Origin of the sequence: Streptomyces sp. URMC 127 (genome assembly GCF_051386535.1) — a bacterium.
Classification (GTDB): Bacteria; Actinomycetota; Actinomycetes; order Streptomycetales; family Streptomycetaceae; genus Streptomyces.
Genome location: NZ_JBPQTW010000090.1, coordinates 1 through 25985, shown reverse-complemented (window position 1 = coordinate 25985; position 25985 = coordinate 1). Strand labels below are relative to the sequence as shown.

Here is a 25985-nt window from a genome sequence, read left to right as displayed (position 1 = left end):
TGCCGGGACGGGGCGGCGGGGCGGGTGGGACGGGTTCTTCCGGAGCGGGGTCGTCTGCCACGCCGCCAGTGTGGCCCACCGGCGGAACCGGAAGGGCCGCATCGCGCGGCGGCGGCCCGGTGTGTCAGCGCCTGTCGTCGGGGATCTCCATCGCCCGGCACACCGCGCGCCACACGTCCTTGGCGTTCCAGCCGGCGTCCAGCGCCTCGTGCACCGTCCTCCCGCCCAGCTCGGACATCACGTGGTCGCGCGCGAAGGAGTCGGCGTACGCCGCGCCGAAATGATTCGCCATCCGCTGCCAGAAAACCGTCAACCGCATGCGCCCAGTATCCCGCCCCTGAGGGTGCAGCCCGCCATGAGCCGCTGACCCGGGCCGCATTTCCGGCCTACGGTCGGTGCATGGCCCGATCCGGAACATCCCCCGCAGTCCGTGCCGAACAGTTCATCTGGCTCACCGCCCGCGTCCTGGAGCAGCGGAGATTCGCCTTTCACTTCCTGGACGGCGGCCCCGACGCCGTGGAAGCGGCCCTGGCGGCCTATCTCGGCGACGACGGCGGGTACGGCTTCGCCCTGGAGCCGGATCTGCGCGGCCCCGTGAGCCAGCCGCTGCACACCGCCCACGCGCTGCGCGTCCTCGACGAGATCGGCCGCTGCGGCGACCGGCGCATGGAGCGCGTCTGCCGCTACCTGACGTCCGTCTCCACCCCCGACGGCGCCCTGCCCGCGCTCCACCCCTCGCTGCGCGGCTACCCGGCGGCCCCGTGGATCCCGCTGGTGGACGACCCGCCGAGCGACCTCCTGGCCACCGGCCCCGTGGTCGGCCTGCTGCACCGCAACGAGGTGTGGCACGCATGGCTGTTCCGGGCCACGGACTTCTGCTGGGCCGCCGTGGAGGCCCTCGGCAACGGCGCGAGAACTCACCCGTACGAGGTGGCCGCGGCGGTCGCCTTCCTGGACGGGGCCCCGGACCGGCGGCGGGCGCAGGCGGCGGCCGAACGGCTCGGCAGGGTCGTCCGGGAGCAGCGGCTGGCGGTCCTGGACCCCGCGCGGGCGGCCGACTACCCCCTCCCGGAGGGCTACGCGCCGGGCGAGCACCACTACCCCCACGACTTCGCGCCCACCCCGCAGTCGTCGGCCCGCTCCTGGTTCACCGACGCCGAGCTGGAGCGGTCGCTGGACTTCCTGGCCGCCTCGCAGCAGGAGGACGGCGGCTGGCCCGTCCGCTGGCACGAGTGGGCGCCCGGCACCCGTCTGGAGGGCCGGCCGATGGTGACCCTCAATGCCCTGCTGACCCTGCGCGCGTACGACCGCGCCGTCTGACGTCCGCCCCGTGCGGGCCCGTCCACCGGGCTGACCTGCGGGTCCGGTGCATTGTCAGTGGTGCGGTGCACGATGGGTGGCATGGCGGACGAGACGGCGACCGATGCGGCGGCGGATGCGGGCGGGGCGCTCACCGGGTTCTCCCCGGCGACCCGCGCCTGGTTCACGGGGGCCTTCAGCGCGCCCACGGCGGCACAGGCCGGGGCCTGGCGCGCGATCGGCGCGGGGTCGGACGTCCTCGTGGTCGCTCCGACGGGGTCCGGCAAGACCCTCGCCGCCTTCCTCGCCTCGCTGGACCGGCTGGCGAGCACACCGCCGCCCGCCGAGACCAAAAAGCGCTGCCGGGTGCTCTACGTGTCCCCGCTCAAGGCCCTCGCGGTGGACGTGGAGCGCAACCTCCGCAGCCCGCTGACCGGCATCCGGCAGGCGGCCGTCCGCCTGGGGCTGCCCGAGCCGGAGGTGCGCGTCGGGATCCGCTCCGGCGACACCCCGCCGGCCGAGCGCCGGGCGCTCGTCAACCGCCCGCCGGACATCCTGATCACGACGCCCGAGTCGCTGTTCCTGATGCTGACGTCCGCCGCGAGGGACGCACTGGCGGGCGTGGAGACGGTCATCCTCGACGAGGTGCACGCCGTCGCCGGCACCAAGCGCGGCGCGCACCTCGCGCTGTCCCTGGAGCGGCTCGACGCCCTGCTGCCCCGCCCCGCGCGGCGCATCGGCCTGTCCGCGACGGTCCGGCCGGTGGACGAGGTCGCCCGCTACCTCTCGCCGCAGCGGCGGGTCGAGATCGTCCAGCCGCCGTCCGGCAAGGAGTTCGACCTGTCGGTCGTCGTCCCCGTGGAGGACCTGGGCGAGCTGGGCGCCTCCCCCGTGCAGGACGGCGGGGAGGGCAAGGACCGGCCGTCGATCTGGCCCCACGTGGAGGAGCGCATCGCCGATCTCGTCCAGGCGCACCGCTCCACCATCGTCTTCGCCAACTCCCGCCGCCTGGCCGAGCGGCTGTGCAACCGGCTCAACGAGATCGCCTACGAGCGCGCCACCGGCGAGCCCCTGCCCGAGCACCACTCCCCCGCCCAGCTGATGGCCGAGTCCGGTGCGGCCCGGGGCGCGCCGCCGGTGCTCGCCCGCGCGCACCACGGCTCGGTCTCCAAGGAGCAGCGCGCCCTGGTCGAGGAGGACCTCAAGGCGGGCCGCCTGCCCGCCGTCGTCGCCACGTCCAGCCTGGAGCTGGGCATCGACATGGGCGCGGTGGACCTCGTCGTCCAGGTCGAGTCGCCGCCGTCGGTCGCCTCCGGGCTGCAGCGCGTGGGCCGCGCGGGCCACCAGGTCGGCGCCGTGTCCACCGGCGTCGTCTTCCCCAAGTACCGGGGGGACCTGGTGCAGGCGGCCGTCGTGACCGAGCGGATGCGGTCGGGGTCCATCGAGTCGCTGCGCGTGCCCGCCAATCCGCTGGACGTCCTGGCGCAGCAGATCGTCGCCATGGTCTCCGTCGACCCGTGGGACGTCGACGAGCTGCTGGCCCTGGTGCGGCGGGCCGCCCCGTTCGCCTCGCTGCCCGAGTCGGCCTACACCGCGGTGCTCGACATGCTCGCCGGGCGGTATCCCTCCGACGCCTTCGCGGAGCTGCGGCCGCGCCTGGTGTGGGACCGCGTCGGCGGCACGGTCACGGGCCGCCCGGGCGCGCAGCGGCTGGCCGTCACCTCCGGCGGCACGATCCCCGACCGCGGCCTGTTCGGCGTCTTCCTGGCCGGTGCCGACTCCAAGGACGGCGCCAAGGGCGGACGCCGGGTCGGCGAGCTGGACGAGGAGATGGTCTACGAGTCGCGTGTGGGCGACGTCTTCACGCTGGGCACCACCTCGTGGCGGATCGAGGACATCACGCGCGACAGGGTCCTGGTCACCCCCGCGCCGGGCGTCCCGGGGCGGCTGCCCTTCTGGAAGGGCGACCAGCTGGGGCGCCCGCTCGAACTGGGCCGGGCGCTGGGCGCCTTCCTGCGCGAGGTGGGCTCCGCCGCGCCGGAGGCCGCCCGTGAGCGGCTGACGGCCGCGGGGCTCGACACCTGGGCCGCGGACAACGTCCTTGCCTACCTGCGCGAGCAGCGCGAGGCCTGCGGGCACGTCCCGGACGACCGGACCATCGTCGTGGAGCGCTTCCGCGACGAGCTGGGCGACTGGCGCGTCGTGGTTCACTCGCCCTTCGGCGCGCAGGTGCACGCCCCCTGGGCGCTCGCCCTGGGCGCCCGGCTCGCCGAGCGGTACGGGATGGACGCCCAGGTGATGCACGCCGACGACGGCATCGTCCTGCGGCTGCCCGACGCGGATCTCATGGGCCTCGACCTGCTCGATGCCGACCCCGCGAGCGGGGGCACGGAGTACGACGGCGAGCAGTCGCCCGTCGGTGCCGCGGACGTCACGTTCGACAAGGGCGAGGTCGACCAGATCGTCACCGACCAGGTGGGCGGCTCCGCCCTGTTCGCCTCGCGCTTCCGCGAGTGCGCCGCCCGCGCCCTGCTGCTGCCCCGCCGCAACCCCGGCAAGCGCACCCCGCTGTGGCAGCAGCGCCAGCGCGCCGCCCAGCTGCTGCAGGTGGCGAGCGAGTTCGGCTCGTTCCCGGTCATCCTGGAGGCCGTGCGCGAGTGCCTCCAGGACGTCTTCGACGTCCCCGGCCTCACCGAGCTCATGGGAGACATCGAGGCCCGCCGCGTCCGCCTGGTGGAGGTGACCACCCCGGAGCCCTCGCCCTTCGCCCGCTCGCTGCTCTTCGGCTACGTCGCCCAGTTCCTGTACGAGGGCGACTCGCCGCTCGCGGAGCGCCGCGCCGCCGCCCTGTCGCTGGACTCGCGGCTGCTGTCCGAGCTCCTGGGCCGGGCCGAGCTGCGCGAGCTCCTCGACGCGGAGGTCCTGGCCGGCCTGGAGCGCGAGCTGCAGTGGCTCACCGACGACCGGCGCGCCAAGGACCCGGAGAGCGTCGCCGACCTGCTGCGCCTCCTCGGCCCGCTGACCGACGCCGGGCTGGCCGCACGGGGCGCCGAGCCGGGCTGGGTGCGGGAGCTGGCCGAGGCCCGCCGCGCCATCCGCGTGCGGATCGCCGGCGAGGAGCACTGGGCCGCCGTGGAGGACGCGGGCCGGCTGCGCGACGCCCTCGGCACGGCGCTCCCCGTGGGCGTCCCCGAAGCCTTCACGGAGCCCGTCAAGGACCCGCTGGGCGACCTCCTGGCCCGGTTCGCCCGCACCCACGGCCCCTTCACCTCGGCCGAGGCCGCGGCACGCTTCGGCCTCGGCACCGCCGTCACCGACGGCGCGCTCCACCGCCTCATGGCCGCCGGCCGCGTCGTCCAGGGAGAGTTCCACCCCTCCGGGATCGGCCAGGAGTGGTGCGACGCCGCCGTCCTGCGCAGGCTCCGCCGCCGCTCCCTCGCCGCGCTGCGGCACGAGCTGGAGCCCGTCCCGCCCACCGCCCTGGCGGCCTTCCTGCCTCAGTGGCAGCACGTCGGCACGCACAGCCTGCGCGGCGCCGACGGACTGCTGCGCGCCGTCGAGCAGCTGCAGGGCGCGCCCGTCCCGGCGTCCGCCCTGGAGAAGCTGGTGCTGCCCGGCCGCGTACGGGACTTCAGCCCGGCGATGCTCGACGAGCTCACCGCGGCGGGCGAGGTCGTCTGGGCCGGCGCGGGCGCCCTCCCGGGCAAGGACGGCTGGGTCTCCCTGCTGCTCGCCGACGCGGCCCCGCTCCTGCTGCCCCCGCCCCACCCGCTGGAGCTCTCGCCGCTCCACCACGCGGTCCTCGACGCGCTCTCCGGCGGCTACGGCCTGTTCTTCCGTCAGATCGCCGAACGGGTCCGCGCCGCCGTCCCCGACGCCGCGGAGCCGCAGATCGCGGACGCCGTGTGGGACCTCGCCTGGTCCGGGCGGCTCACCAACGACACCCTCGCCCCGCTGCGCGCCCTCCTCGGCTCGGGCCGGACGGCGGGCTCGACGGCGCACCGCGCCAAGCGCGCGGTGCCGCGCGGCCGTTACGGCTCCTTCACGGCCCGCGGCGGCCTGCCCACCGCTCCGGCCGCCTCGCGCAGCGGTCCGCCCACGGTCGCGGGCCGCTGGTCCCTGCTGCCCGCGCGCGGGGCCGACCCCACGCACCGCGCCCACGCCCTGGCCCGCACGCTCCTCGACCGGCACGGCGTGGTCACCCGCGGAGCCGTGGCCGCCGAGGGCGTCGAAGGCGGCTTCTCGGCGGCGTACCGCGTGCTGTCCGTCTTCGAGGAGAGCGGCCAGGCGCGCCGCGGCTACGTGGTGGAGGGCCTCGGCGCCGCGCAGTTCGCCATGGACGGCGCGGTGGACCGGCTGCGGGCCGCGAGCACCGCCCGCGACCGCGCCGCCGGCGCCCCGGCCGAAGCGCCCGGGGCTCCCTGGGAGGCCCCGGCCCCGTCCTCCGGTGCCCGCCGCAGCCGGGCCGTCGTCCTCGCCGCCGCCGACCCCGCCAACGCCTACGGCGCGGCCCTGCCCTGGCCGGAGCCGCCCGCCGGGGCGGCCCACAAGCCGGGCCGCAAGGCGGGCTCCCTGGTCGTCCTCCTCGACGGCGCCCTCGCGCTCTACATGGAGCGCGGCGGCAAGACCCTGCTCGCCTGGCCCCAGCAGGAGGGGGCCGCGACCGCGGAGGCGGACGACGCGGGCCTGCGCGAAGCCGCCGAAGCCCTGGCCGGGGCCGCCCGGGCGGGCGCGCTCGGCACCGTCACGGTCGAGCGCGTCAACGGCGCCTCCGCCCTGTCCTCCCCGCTGGGGCCGCTGCTGGAGGCGGCGGGCTTCCACGCCACGCCCAAGGGCCTGCGGCTGCGCGCGCCCTGACCCGAGCGGAGGAGCACATGCCCGAGGGAGACACCGTCTGGCGCACCGCGCGCGAGCTCGACCGCGCCCTGACCGGCAGCCCGCTCGTCCGCTCCGACCTGCGCGTCCCCTCGCTCGCCACCGTGGACCTCACCGGCCGCCGAGTGACCGGCGTCCTCCCCCGCGGCAAGCACCTGCTCACCCGCGTCGAGGGCGGCCTCACGCTCCACTCGCACCTGCGCATGGACGGCGCCTGGCGCGTCTACGCCACCGGTGAGCGCTGGCGCGGCGGCCCCGGCCACCAGATCCGCGCCGTGCTGGCCACGGCCGACCGCACGGCCGTCGGGTACCGCCTCCCCGTCCTGGAGCTGCTGCGCACCGCGGACGAGCACACCGTGGTCGGCCACCTCGGCCCGGACCTCCTGGGCCCCGGATGGGACGCACAGGAGGCGCTGCGCCGGCTGCTCTCCGAGCCCGGCCGCCCCGTCGGCGAGGCCCTGCTCGACCAGCGCAACCTCGCCGGCATCGGCAATGTCTACAAGTCGGAGCTCTGCTTCATGCTCCGGCTCTCGCCCTGGCTCCCGGTCCGCGACGTGCCGGCGCCCGAGCGCCTGCCGGCCCTCGCCAGGAAGCTCCTGGAGGCCAACAGCACGCGCGCCGCCCGCATCACCACGGGCGACCCCCGCCACGACCACCGCCTGTGGGTGTACGGGCGCGCGGGCCGCCCCTGCCGCCGCTGCGGGACGCCGCTGCGCACGGCGGAGCAGGGCGACCCCGGCCAGGAGCGCGTCACGTACTGGTGCCCGGCCTGTCAGCCGGGCCCCGGCCCGGTGGCGGGGGCTCCGGGCGGCCCGCACGAATGAGCCGAACGAGTGAAGCCGCCTGCCGCCGCAGACGACCACCCCAAGTCTCCCCGGCTGAGCGCCGCCGCCAGGGGGCGCAGTGCACGGGCAGCAGGCTCAGCCCCCACCCTCCCGCGAGGACGAGCCCGTCGACGGTCGCGGGCCGCCCCGGATGCGCGAGCAGGCGCAGCAGCGCCCACCACCACAGACCGCCGGCAACGAGCGCTGTCATCCGCCCGAGCAAGGCGTACGGCCGGCGGCAGCACCGGACTCCACGCCGGACCATGGCTGCCTCCTTCGGCCGACGCTAGACCGGCTCCCCCGGCCGGTGGGAGAGCGCACCGCACACCGGCCGCAGCGCCCAGCGGCCCCGTACGCGCCCTGCAGCGTCCGCGCTCACGCCACTCCGCGCTCACGCCGCCGGGCCTTCGCCCCGCAGCCGCGCCAGTTCCTGCTCCAGCTCCGTGATCCTGCGGTCGCGCTGGTGCAGATCGGTGATCAGCCGCTGCTCCCCTTCGTGAGTGCCCTCCTGGTACACCCTGCGGACGAAGGCGCCGGCCGTCGTCTGGTCGAGCTCCGTGAGCACCATCAGCTCGTTCGTGAAGCGGATCACCGGGTGCTCGTCCATGCCCCCAGGAGAGCGCGACGCGGGCACGGCCGCCACCGGAGGCGCCCCGTGCGGGAGCACCCGCGGGCCCTCAGGCGTTCTCCGCCTGGAACATCCAGTGGTGCTTCTCGAGGTCGCCGGTCAGGCCGATCAGGAGGTCCTGGGTGACCGGGTCCGGCTCCTCGGTGGCGCGGATGCGCTCCCGCATCCGGGTGATCACCGCGCCGAGCGCGGAGACGAGGGTCTGCACGGCCTCGGTGTCCCTGCACCAGCCGCCGCCGACCGGGTCGATGCCGCTGGTCTTCGCGACGGTCTCGGCGCGGCCGTCCGGCGCGATGCCGAGGGCGGAGGCGCGCTCGGCGACGGTGTCGGCGTGCGCGCGGGCGCTCGCCACGACCTCGTCCAGCTGGAGGTGGACGGAGCGGAAGCGCGGACCGACGACCGTCCAGTGCACCTGCTTGGCCACCAGCGAGAGGTCCACCAGGTCGACCAGGGCGCCCTGGAGGGCGTCCCCGACGGTCTTGCGGTCGTGCTCGGGCAGCGAGCTCTTGACGACAGACATCCAGAATCTCCCCATCTCAACGGGTTAGCCCGTTTGTTCCGTGTTGTTCGTCTTTTTATCCGCCTTCCCCATGAGCCGCCATCGCACACCACCGCAAAACGGACAGCTTCCAGAAGCGCCCCGGAAGCACCCCGAAATCTCTCCGGAAACATGAAGTCCCGGCCGGAGAACCGGCCGGGACTTCATGGATAACGCTGATACCGCTGATAACGCCTGTCAGGCCGCGACCACGTCCACGGCCTCGGCGGGAGCCTTGATCGTCACACGCTCCCCCGGCACGCCCGTCACGGACACCGCATTGAACATCGGCCGCATCGGCGCGGGTACCGGCTCGCTCGCCGCTGCCGACTGCGCCAGCTCGGCGAGCGACAATTCATCGCTGACCTCGCGCATGACCTCGGACATCCGTACGTCCAGAGCGTCGCAGATTGCGGAGAGAAGCTCGGAGGACGCCTCTTTCTGCCCCCGCTCGACCTCGGAGAGATAGCCGAGCGAGACCCGGGCGGATGAGGAGACCTCGCGCAGAGTGCGGCCCTGGCGCTGGCGCTGCCGACGCAGCACGTCACCCAGCAGGCGACGGAGCAGAATCATCGGTGGCTCCCTCCTTGGACCGCGAATCCGGATCCTTCACGCCCCACCGTACCGCCTCGGGCTCCGGCCGTGCGGGGAGCTATGTCGTGTTCACTCAGGGCTGCAAACATCCATTCCCCCCGTTGTGTTCCGTATCCTTTGCGCCCACGTTTTCCGTCAGTTCGTTCAGCAGCAGTTCCAGCACCGCCCGGACGCTTTCCGACCGGATCCGGGAGCGGTCCCCGTCCAGCGACAGCTCCCGCACCCGTCTGCGGCCGTCCGGCCCCGCGGCGGCCACGAAGACCGTCCCCACGGGCTTGCCGTCCTGGGGCTCGGGGCCGGCCACGCCGGTCGTCGCGAGCCCCCAGTCGGCGCCCAGCAGCTTCCGCACGCCGCGGGCCATCTCCAGGGCGACGTCGCCGTCGACGGCGCCGCGCGCGCCGAGCAGCTCCTCGTCCACGCCCAGCACCGCGGCCTTGACCTCCGTGGCGTACGCGGTGACCGAACCGCGCACCGAGCGGGAGGCGCCCGGCGCCGCCGTCAGCTCGGCCGCGACCAGGCCCCCGGTGAGCGACTCGGCGGCGGCCACGGTCTCACCGCGCGCCACCAGGGCGGCCAGGGCCGCCGACGCGCACGCCTCGCTCGCCGCACTCATCGGCCCGCGGCCCCCGCAGCCCGTCCGGCCCGCCGCAGGACGATGGCCTGCCGTACGTAGTCCAGGCCGGTGGCCACCGTCAGCACCACCGCCACGGCCATCACCCAGAAGCGGATGGTGGCCAGCGGGCCGGTCAGCGCGAGGATGTACATGCCCACGGCCACCCCCTGGGCGAGGGTCTTCATCTTGCCGCCGCGGCTGGCCGGGATGACGCCGTGCTTGATCACCCAGAACCGCATCAGCGTGATGCCGATCTCGCGGAAGAGGATCACACCGGTGACCCACCACTTCAGGTCGCCCAGCGCGGACAGGCAGATCAGCGCCGCCCCCATGGTCGCCTTGTCGGCGATCGGGTCGGCGATCTTGCCGAAGTCCGTGACCAGGTCGTACTTCCGGGCGAGGTGGCCGTCGAAGAGGTCCGTGATCATGGCGATGGCGAACGCGGCCCAGGCGAAGGAGCGCCAGGCCGGGTCGTACCCGCCGTTGTGGAGCATCAGCAGGACGAACCCGGGCACGAGCAGCAGCCGCACCATGGTGAGGATGTTGGCGATGTTCCACAGCCCGGCCGGCCGTGCGGCTGCCGCCGGGGCATGGCCTCCGGTGGCGGAGGCCGGGACTCCGGTCATCTGCCCGCCTCCTCGGTACACCCTCCGTCGCCGAGCGGCTCGGCGACGAGGTCGACGCCCTCGCTCGCCACGACCCGGGCCGTGACCATGCGGCCGGGCACGAGCTCCGGGCGGATGCCGAGCAGGACCTGCCCGTCGGTCTCGGGCGCCTGGTGCGCGGCCCGGCCGACGACGCCGTCCTCCTCGTCCACGCGGTCGACCATCACCTCAATGGTCTCTCCGATCCGCTCCTCGGCGCGCTGCGCGGTCAGCTCCTCGGCGAGCCGGGAGATGTGCGCGAGGCGCTCGGCGACGGTCTCGGGGTCGAGCTTGTTCTCGTACGTGGCCGCTTCCGTGCCGTCCTCGTCGGAGTAGCCGAAGACGCCGATGGCGTCCAGGCGCGCCCCGGTCAGGAAACGTTCCAGCTCAGCGACGTCGTCCTCGGTCTCGCCGGGGAAGCCGACGATGAAGTTGGAGCGGGCGCCGGCCTGCGGGGCCTTGGAGCGGATCGTCTCCAGCAGCTCCAGGAAGCGGTCGGTGTCGCCGAAGCGGCGCATGGCGCGCAGCACGCCGGGGGCGGAGTGCTGGAAGGACAGGTCGAAGTAGGGCGCGACCTTCTCGGTGGAGGTCAGCACGTCGATCAGGCCCGGGCGCATCTCCGCCGGCTGCAGGTAGCTGACCCGGATGCGCTCCAGGCCGTCGACGGCCGCAAGCTCGGGCAGCAGCGTCTCCAGCAGGCGGATGTCGCCGAGGTCCTTGCCGTAGGAGGTGTTGTTCTCCGAGACCAGCATGATCTCCTTGACGCCCTGCTCCGCGAGCCAGCGCGTCTCGCCGAGCACGTCGGAGGGGCGGCGGGAGATGAAGGAGCCGCGGAAGGACGGGATGGCGCAGAAGGAGCAGCGCCGGTCGCAGCCCGAGGCGAGCTTCACCGACGCGACGGGGCTGGACTCCAGCCGGCGGCGCAGCGGCGCGCGCGGCCCGGAGGCCGGCGCCACGCCCTCGGGAAGGTCGGCGGGCGCGCTGTCCTTGGCGTCCTGGGCTTCCTGGGCGTGGCCGGGCAGGGCCACGGCGGCGGCCTGCCGCTCCGCGGGGCTGATCGGCAGCAGCTTGCGCCGGTCGCGCGGGGTGTGGGGGGCGTGGACGCCGCCGGAGAGGATGGTCTGGAGCCGGTCGGAGATGTCGGCGTAGTCGTCGAAGCCGAGCACGCCGTCGGCCTCGGGCAGCGCCTCGGCGAGCTCCTTGCCGTACCGCTCGGCCATGCAGCCGACGGCGACCACGGCCTGGGTGCGGCCGTGGTCCTTGAGGTCGTTGGCCTCCAGCAGGGCGTCGACGGAGTCCTTCTTGGCGGCCTCGACGAAGCCGCAGGTGTTGACGACGGCCACGTCGGCGTCGGCGGCGTCCTCCACGAGGTCCCAGCCATCCGCCGCCAAGCGGCCTGCAAGCTCCTCCGAGTCCACCTCGTTACGGGCGCAGCCAAGTGTGACAAGAGCGACGGTACGGCGTTCGGGCATAGGGCTCAGCCTACTTTGTCCCGGGGCCGCATCCGCTGCCGAGTGTCCCGGCGGGGCCGGGACGGCACGAGAGAACGATCACCCGGAGAGCTGCCCTCCGCTTGTCCGCGCCCGGCCTCCGTCGCAGGTCAGCCGCAGGTCAGCCCGCCACGGGGTCGCCCTTGGTGTAGCTGAGCCGCTGGACCTGGCCGTTGTCGCCGACGTTCTTGACCTCCTTGCCGTTCACGAACAGCCGAACCGCGCCCGCGTTGCCGAGGACGAGATCGATGCGGGTGGGGTCGGTGAAGGTCTTGGCCTCGCCCTGCCTGAGGACGCCCTCCTCCAGCAGCCGGCCGTTGTGGTCCTTGGCGGACATCCAGGTCTGGCCGTTCTCGGCGGCGAGCTTGACCGTGACCTTGTTGGCCGGGGCGCCGGCGATGGCGCCGCCGCCGGGCTCCCGCTTGGGGTCGGCCGGCTTGCCGGACGGCGGCTTCTTGCTCGGCGAGGCGGGCGGCTTGGCCGAGGGCGAGTCCGCCGCGACGGAGCCGCCCGTGCTCTGGGTGCCGCCGTTGAAGAGGGTGAAGCCGACGAAGCCGACGACGGCCACGATCGCCGCGACCATCGCCGCGGTCCAGTTGGGCCGGCGGGGCTCGGGGCGGATGCGCTCGGCGTCGAAGAGGGGCGCCGCGGGGGTCGGCGCGGGGCGCCCGCCGCGCTCGGCGTCGTAGCGCGCGATCAGCTCGGCCGGGTCGAGGCCCACGGTGACCGCGAGGGTGCGGATGTGCCCACGTGCGTAGACGTCGCCGCCGCAGCGGGAGAAGTCGTCCTGCTCGATGGCGTGCAGGATCGGGATGCGTACTCGGGTGGTGGAACTGACCTCGTCGACGGTCAGTCCGGCGCTGATACGGGCCTGCTGGAGGGTCCGGCCGATCGACGGCCGGTCTTCTGCTTCTGCGTCTGCGGAGGAGTTGCCGATGGACACGTGGGCGCCTTTCGAGCGTGTAGCCACCTGCTGGGAGTTCAGTCTAGGGGGGATACGAAAGCCGCGGGCAAGCGGGAAGCCGGACTTTGTACGCCATCAGATGACTCTGCGGCGCCGGCGGTGGGACATCGCACCGCCCCCCTTTCTCAACTCGACACGCCGCCGGGAGAAACGGTGGGGCAGGGATCTTCGGCGCCGTCAGGAACCGCCGTCCCCGCGGATCACCGCGAGCACGGCGTCGAGCTCATCGGGCTTGACGAGGACGTCGCGGGCCTTGGAGCCCTCGCTCGGGCCCACGATGCCCCGCGACTCCATCAGGTCCATGAGTCTGCCCGCCTTGGCGAAGCCCACACGCAATTTGCGCTGCAGCATCGAGGTCGACCCGAACTGCGTGGAGACGACCAGCTCCGCCGCCTGGCACAGCAGGTCCAGATCGTCGCCGATCTCCTCGTCGATCTCCTTCTTCTTCGCCGTCCCCACGGTGACGTCGTCCCGGAAGACGGGCGCCATCTGGTCCTTGCAGTGCTTGACTACGGCCGCGACCTCGGCCTCCGTGACGAAGGCGCCCTGCATGCGGACCGGCTTGCCCGCGCCCATGGGCAGGAACAGGCCGTCGCCCTTGCCGATCAGCTTCTCGGCGCCCGGCTGGTCGAGGATGACGCGGCTGTCGGCGAGCGAGGAGGTGGCGAAGGCGAGCCGGGAGGGCACGTTCGCCTTGATCAGGCCGGTGACCACGTCGACGGACGGGCGCTGGGTGGCCAGCACGAGGTGGATGCCGGCGGCGCGCGCGAGCTGGGTGATGCGCACGATCGAGTCCTCGACGTCGCGCGGGGCGACCATCATCAGGTCCGCCAGCTCGTCGACGATGACCAGCAGATAGGGGTACGGCGAGAGCTCGCGCCCGCTGCCCTCCGGAGGAGTGACCTTGCCCGCCCGCACGGCCGCGTTGAAGTCGTCGATGTGCCGGAAGCCGAAGGCCGCCAGGTCGTCGTAGCGCAGGTCCATCTCGCGGACGACCCACTGCAGGGCCTCGGCCGCGCGCTTGGGGTTGGTGATGATCGGGGTGATCAGGTGCGGGATGCCCTCGTAGGCGGTGAGCTCCACGCGCTTGGGGTCGACGAGCACCATGCGGACGTCGTCGGGCGTCGCCCGCACCATCAGCGAGGTGATGAGGCAGTTGATGCACGAGGACTTGCCGGAGCCGGTGGCGCCCGCGACGAGGATGTGCGGCATCTTCGTCAGATTGGCCATCACGTAGCCGCCCTCGACGTCCTTGCCGAGCGCGACGAGCATCGGGTGGTCGTCGCCCGCGGCGTCCGCGAGGCGCAGCACGTCCCCGAGGTTGACCATCTCCCGGTCGGTGTTGGGGATCTCGATGCCCACGGCGGACTTGCCGGGGATCGGGGAGATGATGCGCACGTCCGGGCTGGCGACGGCGTAGGCGATGTTCTTGGCGAGGGCGGTGATGCGCTCGACCTTGACGGCCGGGCCCAGCTCCACCTCGTAGCGCGTGACCGTCGGGCCGCGGGTGAAGCCGGTGACGGCGGCGTCGACCTTGAACTCCGAGAAGACGTTGGTCAGCGCGGCCACTATGGCGTCGTTCGCGGCGCTGCGCGCCTTGCCCGGCCCGCCCCGCTCCAGCAGGTCGAGCGTGGGCAGGGCGTAGGTGATGTCGCCGGAGAGCTGGAGCTGCTCGGCGCGCGCGGGCAGGCCGGAGCCCGCCTCGGGCGCGGGCGCGGGCTTGGTGAGGTCCGGCACGCCCTTGGTCAGGTCGGGGACGCCCTGCGTACGGCCGGCACCGGCGCCCTCGCCGCGCTCCGCCGCGCCGGCCCCCTTGCCGCGGCCCCGGGCGCCCGGCTGCGCGGGCTCCTGCCCGATGCCGCTGCTGAGCCCGGCGACGAGCGGGGTGGGCGGCACGCCGTGCAGCACGGCCCCGTCGAGCGCGGCGGCGGCCGCGGCCGCCATGTCGACCGCGTCGGGCTCGCGGCCGGACGGGGGCTCCACGGGCCCGGGCTGCCGCCGCGGCTTGCGCCGCTTGCTGAGCGCCTCCTCCTCCGCCTGCTCCGGGTCGAGGGCCTCCCCGGCCCGTCGCGTCGCAGCGCGGCGGGGGCGCGCGGGAGGCGCCTCGCGCCAGTCGTCGGCGTAGTCCGCTCCGTAGCCGCCGGCGTCCTCCGCCTCGTACTCGCCGGGGAGGGGCTCGACGATCCCGAGGCGTATGCCGAGCTGCCGCAGCCGCCGCGGGATGGCGTTGACCGGGGTGGCGGTGACGACCAGCAGCCCGAAGACGGTGAGCAGCACCAGCAGCGGCACGGCGAGGACCTCGCCGACCGTGAAGACCAGGGGCTTGGACGCGGCCCAGCCGATCAGCCCGCCCGCGTCCTGCAGGGCCTGCGAGCCGTCGCCGCGCCCCGGGGAGCCGCAGGCCACGTGGACCTGCCCGAGAATGCCGACGACCAGCGCGGACAGGCCGATGACGATCCGTCCGTTGGCCTCGGGCCGCTCGGGGTGGCGGAAGAGCCGGATCGCGATGATGCCCAGCAGTATGGGCACGACGAGGTCGAGCCGGCCGAACGCGCCGGTGACGAGCATGGTCACCAGATCGCCGACCGGGCCCTCCAGGCTCGACCAGGTGCCCGCGGCCACGATCAGGGCGAGGGCCAGCAGGAGCAGCGCCTGGCCGTCCTTGCGGTGGGCCGGGTCGAGGCCGCGCGCGCCGCGGCCGACGCCGCGGAAGAGCGCGCCCACGCCGTGCGCCACGCCCCGCCCCACGCGGCGGATGCCGCCGGCGGGAGCGGGAGCCTTCTTGGCGGGCCGCTTGGCCGCGGCCTTCTTCGCGGGCGGCTTACGGGGCGGCGCCTTCTTGGCGGGCGCCCGGCCCGCGGGCCTGGGCTGGGACTTCTTGGCCGCGCTCCCCGAGCGCCCGGCACGCTGCTGCGAGGTGCCCGCCGCGCTCTGGGAACCCTTGCCGGACGTACGTGAGGCCATGGTGCCGAGATTACCGTTGCCGGGCGCGGTCGACACCCGCGCCCCGGCCTTCACCCGTTCGTGTAACGCCCGAGGGATAACAAGGGTGACGCGGCGTCAAAGGGGCGGCGCGGCGGCCGCCGGGGCTCAGCCGGAGGCGGGCAGCGGGCTCGCCCCGCTGCCGGCGCCGGGCTCCAGGGCGTCCAGCGCCCGCCGCAGCCCGGTGAGTTTGCGCTCCAGGTGGGCGGCGGTGGCGACCGCGGCGGCATCGGCGGACTCGTCCAGCTGCTTGGTGAGCGCCTCGGCCTGCTCCTCGACGGCGGCGAGCCGCGCGGACAGCTCGGCGAGCAGCCCCGCGGGCTCCTGCGCCGCCGCGCCCGCGCGCCCCGGCTGGCCGTTCTCCAGCTGCAGCCGCAACAGGGCCGCCTGCTCGCGCAGCTGGCAGTTCTTCATGTACAGCTCGACGAAGACCGAGACCTTCGCGCGCAGCACCCACGGGTCGAAGGGCTTGGAGATGTAATCCACCGCACCTGCTGCGTAGCCGCGGAAGGTGTGGTGCGGGCCGTGGTTGATGGCGGTCAGGAAGATGATGGGGATGTCCCGCGTGCGCTCCCGCCGCTTGATGTGCGCCGCGGTCTCGAACCCGTCCATGCCAGGCATCTGGACGTCCAGCAGGATCACCGCGAAATCGTCCGTCAGCAGCGCCTTGAGCGCTTCCTCCCCTGACGATGCCCGTACCAGTGTCTGATCGAGCGCCGAGAGGATCGCCTCCAGCGCCAGCAGATTTTCCGGCCGGTCATCGACCAGGAGGATCTTGGCCTTCTGCACCATGGCCCGTCCTCCTCGCCCCGGCAGTGCACCGGGCGCCGCCCCAGGGGACGACTCCCTTGCGCCGCCCGTCCTTGTGCCGGTCATGGTAGCCGCACCCCGCCGGTCGCCACACCCTGTCACCGCGATGTCACTGTGCACGTAGCAGAAACGTAGTGGGGGACCAGAAGGTTCCCCGGATCCGGGGTCCCCACACGTCCTTGCGCACACTCGGTCAGCAGCGGGCCGGGCGGCCGGCGCGGGCCGCCCGGCCCTTGGTCACTCGGCGCGCATCCATTGCTCCATCACCGTGAGCAGGTGGTCGGTGTCGACCGGTTTGGTGACGTAGTCGGACGCGCCGGCGTCGAGGCTCTTCTCCCGGTCGCCCTTCATCGCCTTGGCGGTCAGCGCGATGATCGGCAGGCCCGCGAACTGCGGCATCCTGCGGATGGCGGCCGTCGTGGCGTACCCGTCCATCTCCGGCATCATGATGTCCATCAGGACCACCACGACGTCGTCGTGCTGCTCCAGGACCTCGATCCCCTCGCGCCCGTTCTCCGCGTAGAGCACCGACAGACCGTGCTGCTCCAGGACGCTCGTGAGGGCGAACACATTGCGGATGTCGTCGTCGACGATCAGCACCTTCTCGCCGTGGAAGCCCCCGCCGAACCCGGAGCCGAAGCCCTTGGCCGTCGGTTGCTCTGCGTCACCGAAAGCCTCCGCTGGCCATGCCTCGGCGCCCTGCGGGGCCGCCGCGGGCCGGTCCGCCTGTGCGGCCGGAGCGGGCCACTGCGCGGCGGCCTGCGCGGCCCGCTGGCGCCGCAGGAGCAGCCCGGCCGCCCCGCGCGCGGCCGTCTCCGGGCCGGTGCCGGGCAGGCCCGCCTCGACCGCTGTGACGTCCTCCTGCCCGGCCGGCTGCTCGCCGCCCGGCTCCGGCCGGGTGCCCGGAGCGAGCTGCGGATACCCCTGGGGCGGCAGCTCACCGGCGTTGAGCGGGAGGTAGAGGGTGAAGGTGGAGCCGCGGCCGGGCTCGCTCGCGGCGTGGATCTCGCCGCCGAGCAGCCGGGCGATCTCCCGGCTGATCGACAGCCCCAGGCCCGTACCGCCGTACTTGCGGCTGGTCGTCCCGTCCGCCTGCTTGAACGCCTCGAAGATCACCCGCATCTTGCTGGCCGCGATGCCGATGCCGGTGTCGGTGACCGAGAAGGCGATCACCTCGCCGTCCGGGTCGCGCAGCGAACCGGCCTCCAGGAGCTGCTCGCGGATGGTGTCGGGGACGTCGCCCCCGGCGGGCCGGATGACCAGCTCCACCGCGCCGGTGTCGGTGAACTTGACCGCGTTCGACAGCAGGTTGCGCAGCACCTGCAGCAGCCGCTGCTCGTCGGTGTGGAGCGTGGCCGGCAGCTCGGGCGAGACCCGTACGGAGAAGTCCAGGCCCTTCTCCGCCGTCAGCGGCCGGAACGTGGCCTCCACGTAGTCGACGAGCTGGACGAGGGCGATACGGGTCGGGCTGACGTCCATCTTGCCCGCCTCGACCTTCGACAGGTCCAGGATGTCGTTGATCAGCTGCAGCAGGTCCGAGCCCGCCCCGTGGATGGTCTCGGCGAACTCCACCTGCTTCGGCGAGAGGTTGCCGTCGGCGTTGTCGGCGAGCAGCTTCGCCAGGATGAGCAGCGAGTTGAGCGGCGTGCGCAGCTCGTGCGACATGTTGGCCAGGAACTCGGACTTGTAGCGCATGGAGACCGCGAGCTGCTCGGCGCGCTCCTCCAGCACCTGCCGGGCCTCCTCGATCTCGGTGTTCTTCACCTCGATGTCCCGGTTCTGCCGGGCGAGGCGCTCGGACTTCTCCTCCAGCTCGGCGTTGGAGATCTCCAGCGCCTTCTGCCGGTTCTCCAGCTCGGCCGACCGCTCGCGCAGCTGCTCCGTCAGCTCCTGCGACTGCTTGAGCAGCATCTCCGTCTTGGTGTTGACGCTGATCGTGTTGACGCTGGTGCCGATCATCTCGGCGATCTGGTTGAGGAAGTCCTTCTGGATCTGGGCGAACGGCTGGAACGAGGCCAGCTCGATCACTCCGAGCACCTGGCCCTCGAAGAGCACCGGCAGCACGATGACGTGCGCCGGCGGCGCCTCGCCCAGCCCGGAGGCGATCTTCAGGTAGCCCGGCGGCACGTTCTCCACCAGGATGGTCCGCTTCTCCTTCGCAGCCGTGCCGATGAGCGTCTCGCCCGGCCGGAAGGAGGTGGGCATGGAGCCCATCGAGTAGCCGTACGAGCCGAGCATGCGCAGCTCGTACTCGTCCTCTTCGTGCTCACCGCCCTGCCCGCCCGGGGAGCCCGTCGGCATCGCCAGGAAGAACGCGCCGTGCTGGGCGGAGACCACCGGCGTCAGCTCGCTCATGATCAGCCCGGCGACGTCGTCCAGGTCCCGGCGGCCCTGCAGGAGGCCGGAGATGCGGGCGACGTTGCCCTTGAGCCAGTCCTGCTCCTTGTTGGCCAGGGTGGTCTCGCGGAGATTGGCGATCATCGTGTTGATGTTGTCCTGGAGCTCCAGGATCTCGCCGGCCGCGTCCACGTCGATCTTGAGGTTGAGGTCGCCGCGGGTCACCGCGGTGGCGACCTCGGCGATGGCCCGCACCTGACGGGTCAGGTTCCCGGCCATCTCGTTGACCGACTCGGTCAGGTCGCGCCAGGTGCCGTCCACGTCGCGCACCCGCGCCTGGCCGCCCAGCTGCCCCTCGGTGCCCACCTCGCGCGCCACGCGCGTGACCTGCTCGGCGAACGACGACAGCTGGTCGACCATCGTGTTGATGGTCGTCTTCAGCTGGAGGATCTCGCCGCGGGCATCGATGTCGATCTTCTTGGTGAGGTCGCCCTGCGCGATGGCCGTGGTGACCATCGCGATGTTGCGGACCTGGCCGGTCAGGTTGGAGGCCATGGCGTTCACGGACTCCGTGAGGTCCTTCCACGTGCCGCTCACGCCCGGCACGCGCGCCTGGCCGCCCAGGATGCCGTCGGTGCCGACCTCGCGCGCCACGCGCGTGACCTCGTCCGCGAAGGACGACAGCGTCGTCACCATGGTGTTGACGGTGTCGGCCAGCTGCGCGACCTCGCCGCGCGCCTCGACCGTCACCTTCTTGGTCAGGTCGCCGTTGGCCACGGCCGCCGCGACCTGCGAGATGTTCCGCACCTGGCTGGTCAGGTTGTTGGCCATCAGGTTGACGTTGTCGCTGAGGTCCTTCCAGATGCCGGTGACGTCCCGCACCCGCGCCTGGCCGCCCAGCTGGCCCTCGGTGCCCACCTCACGGGCCACCCGCGTCACCTGCTCGGCGAAGTCCGAGAGCTGGTCGACCATCGTGTTCACGGTGGTGACCAGTTCGAGGATCTCGCCCTTCGCGTCGACGGTGATCTTCTTCGACAGGTCGCCCTTGGCGACCGCCGTGGTCACCTCGGCGATGTTGCGCACCTGCGACGTCAGGTTGTTGGCCATGAAGTTGACCGACTGGGTGAGGTCCTTCCAGGTGCCGGACACCCCCTGGACCTCGGCCTGGCCGCCCAGGATGCCTTCCGTGCCGACCTCCCGCGCCACGCGCGTGACCTGCTCGGCGAACGACGACAGCTGGTCCACCATCGTGTTGAGGGTGTTCTTCAGCTCCAGGATCTCGCCCCGGGCGTCCACGTCGATCTTCTGCGACAGGTCGCCGCGCGCCACCGCCGTCGCCACCTGCGCGATGTTGCGCACCTGCGCCGTCAGGTTGCCCGCCATGCCGTTGACGGAGTCCGTGAGGTCCCGCCACACGCCGGCCACGCCGGGCACCTGCGCCTGACCGCCCAGCCGGCCGTCCGTGCCCACCTCGCGGGCCACCCGCGTGACCTGCTCCGCGAAGGCGGAGAGCTGGTCGACCATCGTGTTGATGGTGTTCTTCAGCTCCAGGATCTCGCCGCGCGCGTCCACGTCGATCTTCTGGGAGAGGTCGCCGCGCGCCACGGCCGTGGTGACCTGGGCGATCTGCCGCACCTGCGAAGTCAGGTTGCCGGCCATGAAGTTGACCGAGTCGGTCAGCTCCTTCCAGGTGCCGCTGACGCCGTCCACCCGGGCCTGACCGCCCAGCCGGCCCTCCGTGCCCACGTCCCGCGCCATCCGCGTGACCTGGTCGGCGAAGGACGACAGCTGGTCCACCATCGTGTTCACGGTGTTCTTCAGCTGCAGCATCTCGCCGGAGACGTCGACCGTCACCTTCTGCGACAGGTCACCGTTGGCCACCGCCGTGGTCACCTGGGCGATGTTGCGCACCTGCCCCGTGAGGTTACGGAAGGCGGTGTTCACCGAATCCGTGAGGTCCTTCCACGTGCCCGCCGCACCGGGCACCGCGGCCTGCCCGCCGAGCTCGCCCTCGACACCGATCTCCCGCGCCACGCGCGTCACTTCGGCACCGAACGCCGACAGCTGGTCGACCATCGTGTTGACCGTGTTCTTCAGCTCCAGCATCTCGCCGGAGACGTCCACGGTCACCTTCTGCCCCAGATCGCCGTTGGCCACGGCGGTCGTCACCTGGGCGATGTCCCGCACCTGCGTCGTGACGTTGCGGAAGGCCGTGTTCACCGAATCGGTGAGGTCCTTCCACGTGCCCGCCGCCCCCGGCACCTGCGCCTGGCCGCCCAGCCGGCCCTCGGCGCCGACCTCGCTGGCCACCCGCGTCACCTCGTCCGCGAAGGTGCGCAGCGTCTCCGTCATCTGGTTGATGGTCTCGGCCAGCTGGGCGATCTCGCCCCGCGCGCTGACCGTCACCTTCTGCGACAGGTCACCGTTGGCCACCGCCGTCGTCACCTGTGCGATCCCGCGCACCTGCGCCGTCAGGTTCCCGGCCATGAGGTTGACCGAGTCCGTCAGGTCCTTCCAGACGCCCGCGACGCCGGGCACCTGCGCCTGACCGCCCAGCTCGCCCTCCGTGCCGACCTCGCGCGCCACGCGCGTGACCTCGGAGGCGAAGGACGACAGCTGGTCCACCATCGTGTTGACGGTGTTCTTCAGCTCCAGCATCTCCCCGGCCACGTGCACCGTGACCTTCCGGGAGAGGTCGCCCTTGGCGACCGCCGTCGTCACGAGAGCGATGTCACGCACCTGGGCGGTCAGCCGCGACGCCATCGTGTTGACGGAATCCGTGAGGTCCTTCCACGAACCCGACATACCGCGCACCCGGGCCTGCCCGCCGAGCTTGCCCTCCGTGCCGACCTCGCTGGCCACCCGCGTCACCTCGTCGGTGAACGCCGACAGCTGGTCCACGAGACCGTTGACCGTACGCCCCACCTTCAGGAACTCGCCCCGCAGCGGGTGCGCCGCCCCGTCCGCGCCCTGCGAGCGCAGGTCCATCCGCTGCTCCAGGTCGCCCTCGGCCACCGCCGACAGCACCCGGCCCACCTCGGACACCGGCCGCACCAGGTCGTCCACCAACGCGTTCGAGGCGTCGATCGCGGCCGCCCAGGCGCCCTCGCAGGCACCCACCTCCAGCCGCTCCGTGAGTTTCCCCTCACGCCCCACGACCCTGCGGACCCTCGCCAGCTCGCCGGTGAGCTGCAGGTTCCGGTCCGCGACCTCGTTGAAGACCGCGGCGATCTCGGCCATCACCCCGTCGCCGGAGACCGTCAGCCGCTTCCGGAAGTTCCCGTCGCGCATGGCGGACAGTGCCGTCAGCAGCCTGGTCAGGGCCGCCGTGTCCACTTCCGTCGTCCCATTGGCCCGGGACCGTCCGCCCTTCGCGCGCGTGCTCACGCCCCGCGCCGCCGCGCCAGACTCCACCGTGTCCCTCCCGCAGGGTCGATCATCCTCGTCGGGCTTCCACTTCAATCTTTCCCAGTGTTTCACCCCGGCCCGGCCAGGCCATAACAGTTCGGCAGCATCGCACACGGTCCGCGGGCACTCCGAAGGTGGAATCAGCTCGCACCGGCCTCCGCCCGTGCGGTGAAGGTAAGTAACCTGGCATCCGGCCAGGGCAATGGAGGGGCGCTGCGACATGCCTGAGCAGACCGCCGAGACCTACACGACGAGGAGACCTGTGATCACCGCGCGGGCTGCCGCCACCTTCGAGCCGGTCGGACGCTCGGTCGCCTCCGCCCGCGCCTTCGTCCGGGATACCCTCCAGGGCTGGGGCCACCCCGACATCATCGACGACGCCGTCGTCCTGACCAGCGAGCTCGTCACCAACGCCGTCGTCCACGCCGGCACCGCCGCCGACGTCCTGTGCATGCGCACCGACACCGGCGTCCGCGTCGAGGTCGCCGACCGCTATCCCGAGCGCGAGGTGCCCCTGCAGAGCTCCGCCCGCCGCATCGGCGGCGTCGACCGCGAAGGCGGCCGCGGCCTGCTCCTGTGCGCCGCCCTCGCCACCCGCTGGGGCGTCGAGTACACCCCCACCCACAAGCAGGTCTGGTTCCAGCTCGACCTGCCCGAGCGCCCCGCCGGCACCCGCTCCGCGGGCCCCGCCCTCCCCACCGAGGCCCTGCCCCTGACCGACCCGCGCGTCCGCGTCGCCGTCGTCCAGCTCGACCGCACCGGCACCATCACCGCCTGGAACGACGACGCCGACGCCCTCTTCGGCTTCACCGCCGACCAGGTCACAGGCAAGCCGCTCACCGACTTCGCCGCCTGGCCGCACACCCCCGGCACCTCCACCGGCATCGCCGAGGCCCTGAGCCTGTCCCGCTGGGAGGGCTCCTACGGCATAAGGGGCGCCGACGGCCGCATCACCCCCGTCTACGCCTCCCACCTGCGCGTCCGCGACAACGAAGGCGCCCCCTCCACCGTCTGCCTGCTGGTGCGCGAGGAGGAGCGGGCCGTCCTGCAGAGCCTGCAGCGCTCCACCCCCGCCCCCGACAGCGGCACCGGCGAGCGCAGCAGCGCCGACCCCTTCGAGGTCTTCATCGGCTCCCCCGCCCCCGACGACCTCGACGGCCTCCTGCAGCGCACCGTCGAGCGGGCGCGCGACATGCTCGACGGCGACGCCGCCTACCTCCTGCTGGCCACCGACGACGAGACCGAGCTGGAGGTACGCGCCTCCACCGGCCTGCCCTCCGCCCGCCAGCGCTTCGCCCGCGTCCCCGTCGAGGCCGGCACCGGCCGCTACGGCTCGGCCCGCATGCCCGCCGTCCACGAGGACCTCGCCGTCATCCCCGGCGCCGTGCCCCTCCTCGCCGGCACCGGCATGCGCTCGGTCGTCACCGTCCCCCTCAAGGTCGAGGGCCGCCTCACCGGCTCCCTGGGCGTCGCCGCCGAAGCCCCCGGCCGCTACAGCAACGAGGAGGCCCTCCGCCTCCAGTTCGCCGCCGACCGCATCGCCCTCGCCGTCGAGCGCGCCCGCCTCAACGAGCTCGAACGGCTCCGCCGCGGCTCGCTGTCCTTCCTCGTCGAGGCCTCCGACCTCCTCGCCGGCACCCTCGACCGCGACCAGACCCTCGCCCTCATGGCACAGATGACGGTCCCCACCCTGGCCACCTGGTGCGCCGTCTACACCGTCGCCGACCCCGCCTCCGAGCCCGAGCTCTCCTACGTCCTGCACGAGGACGAGGACCGCATCGACGGCCTCAAGACCCTCCTCGGCAAGCTCGCCCCGCCGGACCCGGTCCCCACGCCCGGAGCCCGCGTCTGGAGCGCCCCATCCGAGGCCGCCCAGGCCGCCGCCCTCCGCGGCTCCCTGCGCTCGCTCGGCCTCGCCGAGACCACCGAGCGCCCGGCCGCGCTCGGCACCTCCCTCGCCACGGCGGCCGCCGTCGGCGGCGAGACCGTCGTCCTGCCGCTCGTGGCCCGCAACCGCGTCATCGGCATGCTCACCCTCGGCAAGCCCACCGACGACCACTTCCGCCAGGAGATCCTGGAGCTCGCCGAGGACCTGTCCCGCCGGGCCGCCCTCGCCCTCGACAACGCCCGCCTCTACAGCGAGCGCACCGCGATCAGCCAGTCCCTCCAGCGCAGCCTCCTGCCGCCCGAGCTGCTGAACGTCCCCGGCGTCGAGGTCGACGTCGTCTACCGCGCCGCGGGCGAGGGCAACGAGGTCGGCGGCGACTTCTACGACCTCTTCCCGATCAGCGACGACGCGTACGGCTTCGCCATCGGCGACGTCTGCGGCACGGGCCCGGAGGCCGCGGCCGTCACCGGCCTCGCCCGGCACGCCCTGCGCCTGCTCGCCCGCGAGGGCTACGGCGGCCCGGCCGTCCTGGAGCGCCTCAACGCCGCCATCCTCGACGAGGGCGCCCGCAGCCGCTTCCTGACCCTGCTCTACGGCGAACTGCGCCCCCAGGAGGACGGCAGCGCGGTCCTCAAGGTCGTCTGCGCGGGACACCCGCTCCCGCTGCGCCTGCGCCAGGACGGCACGGTGGAGGCCGCGGCCGACCCGCAGCCCCTGCTGGGCGTCATGGAGGACCTGGAGCTGTACGAGCAGACGGTCACCCTGGAGCCGGGCGACGTGCTGCTGTGCGTCACGGACGGCGTGACCGAGCGCCGCGAGGGCACGCGCATGCTCGGCGACGACGGCCTCACGGACCTGCTGACGACGTGTACGGGCCTGACGGCGGGCGCGGTGGCCGCGCGGGTGCTGCGGGCGGTCGAGCGCTTCGCCGCCGAGCCCGCGTCGGACGACATGGCGATCCTGGCGATGCGGGTGCCGGAGCTGCCCTGAGGCGTGGACGAGAAAGGGAGGACAAGAAGGGTGGACATAAAGAAGGCCCCCGCCGTGGCGGGGGCCTTCTTTATGGAGCCCCAAAACGGAATCGAACCGTTGACCTTCTCCTTACCATGGAGACGCTCTGCCGACTGAGCTATTGGGGCCGGCAACGAGATAAAGCATACCCCATGTTCGTACGCCCTTTTGGCCATGTGGACGGGGCGAGCCGGACGGCTGCTCAGGCGGCTGCGGGGACCAGCCCGCCGAGCGCGTTGCAGACGGCCACCACGCGGTGGAGTTCGCGCGGCGTGAGTGCGGCGTCCACGGGCAGGGCCAGGCACTGGTCGGCGGCCCGCTCGGTCTCGGCGAGCCACAAATCCCGCCGGTAAGCGGGAAGTCGGTGCACGGGCGTCTGTACGGGCACGTGGCACGGTACGCCGCGGGCCCGCAGCGCCCGCGCGAAGGCATCGCGGTCGGGGCGGCCGTTGCCGGGGATGCGGACGACGTAGGTGCGGTAGCTGTGTTCGACGCCGGACCCCGTGGCGGGCGTCACGACGCCCCGGAGCCGGGAGTTGAGGTAGGCGGCGTTCGCCTGCCTCCTCCGAGTGTTCTCGTCCAGGGCGTCCGCGGGTTCGTGTTCGACGACGATCAGCCCGCGCCTTTCGGCGACGGCCCGCAGTCCGGCCAGGTCGGCACGGCGGCCGAAGAGGTGAACGGGCATCAGTGCGGCGGTGCGGAGCGTGAGGTTCGCGGCGACGGCGGCCGGGTCGAGGCAGAGGCTGTACGGGTCGATGTCCGCGAACACGGGTACGGCGCCGGCGCGGCGGACGGCCTCGGCTGCGTCCGGTGTGGCGTACGACGGTACGACGACCTCGTCACCTGCTCCGATGCCGGCTGCCGTGAGCGCTTCCACTGTTCCCGTCGTCCCCATGGGGGGAGGGTTTCCGCGGGACGTGAACGGGGTGCGAATGAGGTACAAATAAAAAAGCTCCGGTAGCTGAACAGAAGTTCAGCTACCGGAGCTTTTTATAAAATTTGTTCGGCGGCGTCCTACTCTCCCACACGGTCCCCCATGCAGTACCATCGGCGCTGAAAGGCTTAGCTTCCGGGTTCGGA

The 25985-nt window shown here is 73.1% G+C and carries 16 protein-coding genes, 1 tRNA gene and 1 rRNA gene; 4 read left to right on the top strand and 14 right to left on the bottom strand.

Going from position 1 to position 25985, the window contains the following annotated elements; translation table 11 throughout:
- Positions 1-124 precede the first annotated feature (124 nt).
- The gene (locus tag ACSNOH_RS19015) at positions 125-319 is read right to left on the bottom strand and encodes a DUF3046 domain-containing protein (protein WP_359103435.1); all 195 of its coding nucleotides are present in this window, start codon (positions 317-319) and stop codon (positions 125-127) included.
- Positions 320-399: 80 nt separating this feature from the next.
- On the opposite strand from ACSNOH_RS19015, the gene ACSNOH_RS19010 reads away from it, so the two are divergent.
- The 3 genes from ACSNOH_RS19010 to ACSNOH_RS19000 all read left to right on the top strand — a co-directional run bounded on the left by ACSNOH_RS19010 (position 400) and on the right by ACSNOH_RS19000 (position 6998).
- Positions 400-1320: a hypothetical protein gene (locus tag ACSNOH_RS19010; RefSeq protein WP_436722558.1), complete on the top strand. Its 921-nt coding sequence runs from the start codon at positions 400-402 to the stop codon at positions 1318-1320.
- Positions 1321-1401: 81 nt separating this feature from the next.
- Positions 1402-6156 (top strand): ATP-dependent helicase, encoded by a 4755-nt coding sequence (locus ACSNOH_RS19005; RefSeq protein ID WP_436722557.1) that lies wholly within the window; start codon positions 1402-1404, stop codon positions 6154-6156.
- A 17-nt stretch (positions 6157-6173) separates the two neighbouring features.
- Entirely contained in the window at positions 6174-6998 is an 825-nt protein-coding gene (locus ACSNOH_RS19000) for a DNA-formamidopyrimidine glycosylase family protein (RefSeq protein ID WP_436722556.1), read from the top strand.
- A gap of 391 nt (positions 6999-7389) precedes the next feature.
- On the opposite strand, the gene ACSNOH_RS18995 is transcribed toward ACSNOH_RS19000, so the two are convergent.
- From ACSNOH_RS18995 to ACSNOH_RS18950, 10 genes are all read right to left on the bottom strand, one after another.
- Positions 7390-7605: a hypothetical protein gene (locus tag ACSNOH_RS18995; RefSeq protein ID WP_436722555.1), complete on the bottom strand. Its 216-nt coding sequence runs from the start codon at positions 7603-7605 to the stop codon at positions 7390-7392.
- A gap of 70 nt (positions 7606-7675) precedes the next feature.
- The gene (locus ACSNOH_RS18990) at positions 7676-8146 is read right to left on the bottom strand and encodes a Dps family protein (RefSeq protein ID WP_359103427.1); all 471 of its coding nucleotides are present in this window, start codon (positions 8144-8146) and stop codon (positions 7676-7678) included.
- 216 nt (positions 8147-8362) lie between these two features.
- A complete protein-coding gene (locus tag ACSNOH_RS18985) occupies positions 8363-8737 on the bottom strand; it encodes a helix-turn-helix domain-containing protein (protein WP_179082923.1) in 375 nt (124 codons plus the stop codon).
- Positions 8738-8831: 94 nt separating this feature from the next.
- A complete protein-coding gene (locus ACSNOH_RS18980) occupies positions 8832-9371 on the bottom strand; it encodes a CinA family protein (RefSeq protein WP_436722554.1) in 540 nt (179 codons plus the stop codon).
- Positions 9368-9997: a CDP-diacylglycerol--glycerol-3-phosphate 3-phosphatidyltransferase gene (pgsA, locus tag ACSNOH_RS18975; RefSeq protein ID WP_436722553.1), complete on the bottom strand. Its 630-nt coding sequence runs from the start codon at positions 9995-9997 to the stop codon at positions 9368-9370. The genes ACSNOH_RS18980 and pgsA overlap by 4 nt, the downstream gene beginning before the upstream one ends.
- Positions 9994-11487, bottom strand: coding sequence for a 30S ribosomal protein S12 methylthiotransferase RimO (gene rimO, locus ACSNOH_RS18970; RefSeq protein ID WP_436722552.1), 1494 nt, complete (start codon positions 11485-11487; stop codon positions 9994-9996). Before rimO ends, pgsA begins: the two co-directional genes overlap by 4 nt.
- A 139-nt stretch (positions 11488-11626) precedes the next feature.
- Entirely contained in the window at positions 11627-12448 is an 822-nt protein-coding gene (locus ACSNOH_RS18965; RefSeq protein ID WP_436722551.1) for a helix-turn-helix domain-containing protein, read from the bottom strand.
- A gap of 198 nt (positions 12449-12646) precedes the next feature.
- A complete protein-coding gene (locus tag ACSNOH_RS18960; protein ID WP_436722550.1) occupies positions 12647-15433 on the bottom strand; it encodes a DNA translocase FtsK in 2787 nt (928 codons plus the stop codon).
- Positions 15434-15559: 126 nt separating this feature from the next.
- On the bottom strand, positions 15560-16243 hold the full coding sequence (locus ACSNOH_RS18955; RefSeq protein WP_436722549.1) for a response regulator: 684 nt from the start codon (positions 16241-16243) through the stop codon (positions 15560-15562).
- A 255-nt stretch (positions 16244-16498) separates the two neighbouring features.
- Positions 16499-22012, bottom strand: a complete 5514-nt coding sequence (locus ACSNOH_RS18950; protein ID WP_436722548.1) for a HAMP domain-containing protein — start codon at positions 22010-22012, stop codon at positions 16499-16501.
- A gap of 256 nt (positions 22013-22268) precedes the next feature.
- Between ACSNOH_RS18950 and ACSNOH_RS18945 the strand changes: the two genes are divergently transcribed.
- Positions 22269-24884: a SpoIIE family protein phosphatase gene (locus ACSNOH_RS18945; RefSeq protein ID WP_436722559.1), complete on the top strand. Its 2616-nt coding sequence runs from the start codon at positions 22269-22271 to the stop codon at positions 24882-24884.
- Positions 24885-24957: 73 nt separating this feature from the next.
- Here ACSNOH_RS18945 and ACSNOH_RS18940 read toward each other — a convergent pair.
- From ACSNOH_RS18940 to rrf, 3 genes are all read right to left on the bottom strand, one after another.
- A tRNA-Thr gene (locus ACSNOH_RS18940) sits at positions 24958-25033 on the bottom strand.
- A gap of 74 nt (positions 25034-25107) precedes the next feature.
- A complete protein-coding gene (locus ACSNOH_RS18935; RefSeq protein WP_436722547.1) occupies positions 25108-25800 on the bottom strand; it encodes a DegT/DnrJ/EryC1/StrS family aminotransferase in 693 nt (230 codons plus the stop codon).
- A gap of 106 nt (positions 25801-25906) precedes the next feature.
- Positions 25907-25985 (bottom strand): 5S ribosomal RNA (rrf, locus tag ACSNOH_RS18930); the annotation flags it as partial.

What these genes read in the sequence shown, in the direction of transcription:
- ACSNOH_RS19015 (WP_359103435.1), bottom strand. Translation starts at nt 319, where the DNA reads ATGCGGTTGACGGTTTTCTGGCAGCGGATGGCGAATCATTTCGGCGCG.
- ACSNOH_RS19010 (WP_436722558.1), top strand. Translation starts at nt 400, where the DNA reads ATGGCCCGATCCGGAACATCCCCCGCAGTCCGTGCCGAACAGTTCATC.
- ACSNOH_RS19005 (WP_436722557.1), top strand. Translation starts at nt 1,402, where the DNA reads ATGGCGGACGAGACGGCGACCGATGCGGCGGCGGATGCGGGCGGGGCG.
- ACSNOH_RS19000 (WP_436722556.1), top strand. Translation starts at nt 6,174, where the DNA reads ATGCCCGAGGGAGACACCGTCTGGCGCACCGCGCGCGAGCTCGACCGC.
- ACSNOH_RS18995 (WP_436722555.1), bottom strand. Translation starts at nt 7,605, where the DNA reads ATGGACGAGCACCCGGTGATCCGCTTCACGAACGAGCTGATGGTGCTC.
- ACSNOH_RS18990 (WP_359103427.1), bottom strand. Translation starts at nt 8,146, where the DNA reads ATGTCTGTCGTCAAGAGCTCGCTGCCCGAGCACGACCGCAAGACCGTC.
- ACSNOH_RS18985 (WP_179082923.1), bottom strand. Translation starts at nt 8,737, where the DNA reads ATGATTCTGCTCCGTCGCCTGCTGGGTGACGTGCTGCGTCGGCAGCGC.
- ACSNOH_RS18980 (WP_436722554.1), bottom strand. Translation starts at nt 9,371, where the DNA reads ATGAGTGCGGCGAGCGAGGCGTGCGCGTCGGCGGCCCTGGCCGCCCTG.
- pgsA (WP_436722553.1), bottom strand. Translation starts at nt 9,997, where the DNA reads ATGACCGGAGTCCCGGCCTCCGCCACCGGAGGCCATGCCCCGGCGGCA.
- rimO (WP_436722552.1), bottom strand. Translation starts at nt 11,487, where the DNA reads ATGCCCGAACGCCGTACCGTCGCTCTTGTCACACTTGGCTGCGCCCGT.
- ACSNOH_RS18960 (WP_436722550.1), bottom strand. Translation starts at nt 15,433, where the DNA reads ATGGCCTCACGTACGTCCGGCAAGGGTTCCCAGAGCGCGGCGGGCACC.
- ACSNOH_RS18955 (WP_436722549.1), bottom strand. Translation starts at nt 16,243, where the DNA reads ATGGTGCAGAAGGCCAAGATCCTCCTGGTCGATGACCGGCCGGAAAAT.
- ACSNOH_RS18935 (WP_436722547.1), bottom strand. Translation starts at nt 25,800, where the DNA reads ATGGGGACGACGGGAACAGTGGAAGCGCTCACGGCAGCCGGCATCGGA.